A 2,566-nucleotide genomic window follows, 5' to 3' on the forward strand; every position below is an offset into this window, starting at 1 on the left:
ACCCGCGTTTCGGGTCGGCCGCTATGAACGGCTTCGATCAGGATCCGGCGGACCTCATCTTTTTCGCGCGCGAGTTCGCTTTGCTCCGCCTTCGGGAGTTCGGCGATAACGCCTGAAACAAAGGAGAGGATCTCTGCCATCATGTTAAGATCGCTGGAGCGCGCCTTTGGATTGCTGCTCTTCAGCGCAGCGCGCACGTCGCCGGCACTCAATCCCCGGAGAGGTAGGCTATCTGCGGCAAGGCTCGGCACGGGATGACTCCATACTGCAATCTGGATCCTTTATCGCACCGATTGCACCAATTGTCTAGATTGCATAGTATGCACTGTGTTCGACCCGCGCCGACGTCCGGCGGACTCAGGTTGTCCGGATTGTGTCAGTGTCAACAGCGCTTGTTCATCTAAAATGCCATTTGGTTCAATTCGATATGGCACATTTTCACATAATGAAGAGCGCTTTTAGGTTGGCGCCGCGGCGCGCGACGCAAGGGAGAGGGCACAGCCTGATTGCCGCGGCGGTGAGCTAAAAGCGTGTTGAACGAAGCCGCCAGCGCAGCGTTGCGCCTATGGGGATTGTATGGAGCAACCGGCTTTCAAGATATGCCGGCGAGCATTTTGACCGACAGCATCGTCTTGTGGCGAGTGGCGCCGTAGGCTGTAAAACCAGGTTGGAAGCTGGCAAGGCGGTCGAATTGAGGCTGTTCGCGCCAGTTTCTGGCTCAGGCGACAAGCTGGCTATAGCCTTTTGAACCCGGCGATTGGGGCGATCATCGGTGGCCGATGGAGGATTGTCATGATGTTTCCAGCCAGAATTGGGGCCCTGGTGATGGCGAAATCCGTTCAAGCACTTCAATATAGATCATGTGACCGCAGCGGCAGGCGGGACAAATTCGTCGGGAGACACCAGTGAAGTCTTCGATCTCGTGTTCGTCGGCCGCCTTCTCAGGCGCGGGCTGATTGACAGGATGTTGGGGTCAGTTCCGGCAGGGGGCGAAATGACACCCTAAGCGAATCGTCAAACGGAATTGTTATCGCAGACGTGCTGGCTCGGGGATTTCGTCGGCCTCCCCGGTAGTGGCGTAAACCTCCTCGCGGATGATCCGTTCCGTGATGATCATCAGGTGGGCGCTGAGCGCGTCGCTCAATTCCTGAAATTCCGGCCACAGTGTGTTGTTGATGAAGCTGGCGGGGGCGTGAACCATGACCGTCTGGCGGTGCATGCGCGTGTAGCGGAACGGACGCAGCCCATAACGGCGACATAGGGCGGTGAACAATTGGCGCGACCACGGGTCTGGAATGGAAAATTTGAACTCTTCGGCCTTTTCTCGCGATTTGGTGTCAGAAAATTGGCGCCGTATGCGCTCAGCGGCGGCGCCCGCTGCGGCTTTTTCACCGGCGGTTGCCGCCCCAGCAAACAGGGCCTCGATTTTGCGCAATTTCTCGCGCAGCTGTTGCTCGGCGTCCATTTCCTGCGTGGGTTTCAATGTCGGGTTGGCCACGGCGCGGTAAGGCCGGGAAGGCCCTGCTGCCGCACACGCACGCAGGCGAGACCGGCGGCGTGGATTTCGGTCTCCATGATCTCAGTCATGGTGCGCAAATGCTGGATAGTTTCCTTGATTTGCGCGCGATCCTCAGGCTCGCCAGCGGTGCGTTCGATAAGGTCGGCGACACCAAGCATCATGGCCCTGATTTCGCCTAAATGCGTGACGGCTTCGTGTGCCCGTTCGGGAAGGCCAGATTCTTCGGCACCGTTGAACAGCCCTTCGACAAACCCTTCTGCCTCCTGACCGCGCACCAGACCAAAATTGCCGAGATTGGCCGCGGTCGGCTCCATCGGCACCGGCATGGCCTTGAATGGTGTCTTGGGATCCTGGTGCGCTGCCAGTTCGTTCCATAGCGCCATCACGAGTGTGCCAAGCAGTTCATTGGCGTCTTCCATACTGTCGAACTCGGGCAATTCCCCGCCCCAAAGGTCGGCGATCACCGTCATGGGCTTCACGTCAGGATCGGGACTGGCGATGGCGCCCAACAGTCGGGTGCGAACCTCGTGATAGCCAACCGGGCAATCGTGTTTGGCCAGCAGGGCGCGGATCACCCTGTCGCTGGGCAGTTTTGTCGCTGTCTTTGCCATCGCAATGCCTTGACGATACTCACAATCCGATCTTGCCTACACCGGCTCAGCATCCTTGGGCCAGAGATATTCACCGGTCAGCAGAATGTGCGCCCAGCCCAATGGTGAGATGTGGGCAAGCAATTCGGGAGGCACATCGAGGCCATCCCGGCGCCGAGCTTCAACGGCCTCGTGCAGGTGCAAGGTATTCCAGAATATCACGATGACGGCCAGCAGTTTGAGCCCGGCGATCCGGAAGCGCTGCCCCTCGCTGGTGCGATCCCGGATTTCGCCCTGGCGGCCAATCCGCAGCGCATTCTTCAAGGCATGATGCGCCTCGCCTTTGTTGAGCCCGATCTGGGCGCGACGCTGCATGTCGGCATCGAGGATCCAGTCGATGAGAAACAGCGTGCGCTCGATCCGGCCAACTTCGCGCAGTACGTATCCGATAGCGGCC

Annotated in this window: 3 protein-coding genes and 1 pseudogene; all 4 read right to left on the minus strand. The window is 59.0% G+C overall.

Annotated elements, in window-relative coordinates; genetic code table 11:
- Positions 1-251, minus strand: a pseudogene (locus SPHV1_RS23995) (hypothetical protein); the annotation flags it as partial.
- A gap of 776 nt (positions 252-1,027) precedes the next feature.
- A complete protein-coding gene (locus SPHV1_RS24000) occupies positions 1,028-1,483 on the minus strand; it encodes a hypothetical protein (protein WP_231634852.1) in 456 nt (151 codons plus the stop codon).
- Entirely contained in the window at positions 1,480-2,130 is a 651-nt protein-coding gene (locus SPHV1_RS24005; protein WP_054948509.1) for a UPF0149 family protein, read from the minus strand. Before SPHV1_RS24005 ends, SPHV1_RS24000 begins: the two co-directional genes overlap by 4 nt.
- A 36-nt stretch (positions 2,131-2,166) precedes the next feature.
- On the minus strand, positions 2,167-2,566 hold a 400-nt coding region (locus tag SPHV1_RS24010), incomplete at its 5' end, for a Tn3 family transposase (RefSeq protein ID WP_156367455.1).

Origin of the sequence: Novosphingobium sp. KN65.2, assembly GCF_001368935.1 — a bacterium.
Taxonomy (GTDB): domain Bacteria; phylum Pseudomonadota; class Alphaproteobacteria; order Sphingomonadales; family Sphingomonadaceae; genus Novosphingobium; species Novosphingobium mathurense.

What these genes read in the sequence shown, in the direction of transcription:
- SPHV1_RS24005 (WP_054948509.1), bottom strand. Translation starts at nt 2,130, where the DNA reads ATGGCAAAGACAGCGACAAAACTGCCCAGCGACAGGGTGATCCGCGCC.